Raw genomic sequence first — 379 nt, 5'->3', positions numbered from 1 at the left:
GCATGACGGCGTCAGCCGCGCCCGCCCGGTGACCGGTGAGGAGCCTCCGCCGGGAGGGGCCGGGCTGACGCCAGCAGTCGCGCCCACCCGGGAGGAGCCCCCATGCCCGAGCCGATCAAGCTCATCGACCGCGTCCAGGCCATCAACTGGAACCGGCTCATCGACGACAAGGACCTGGAGGTCTGGGACCGCCTCACCGGCAACTTCTGGCTGCCCGAAAAGGTGCCGCTGTCCAACGACGTGCAGTCCTGGGCCACCCTGAATGCGGCCGAGAAGAACATGACCACCCGCGTGTTCACCGGCCTGACCCTCCTGGACACCATCCAGGGCACGGTGGGCGCCGTCTCCCTCATCCCCGACGCCCGCACCCCCCACGAGG

1 protein-coding gene is annotated in these 379 nt (G+C 70.2%); it reads left to right on the top strand.

What is annotated here, in order from left to right; translation table 11 throughout:
* Positions 1-102: 102 nt before the first annotated feature.
* On the top strand, positions 103-379 hold a 277-nt coding region (locus ACEWB7_RS18785; RefSeq protein WP_411581200.1), incomplete at its 3' end, for a ribonucleotide-diphosphate reductase subunit beta.

Source organism: Acinetobacter sp. NIOH-H-8, assembly GCF_046635365.1.
In the GTDB taxonomy this organism is placed as follows: domain Bacteria; phylum Pseudomonadota; class Gammaproteobacteria; order Pseudomonadales; family Moraxellaceae; genus Acinetobacter.
Note: the sequence above shows the minus strand (reverse complement) of the source record. Positions and strands in the feature narration are given on the sequence as shown.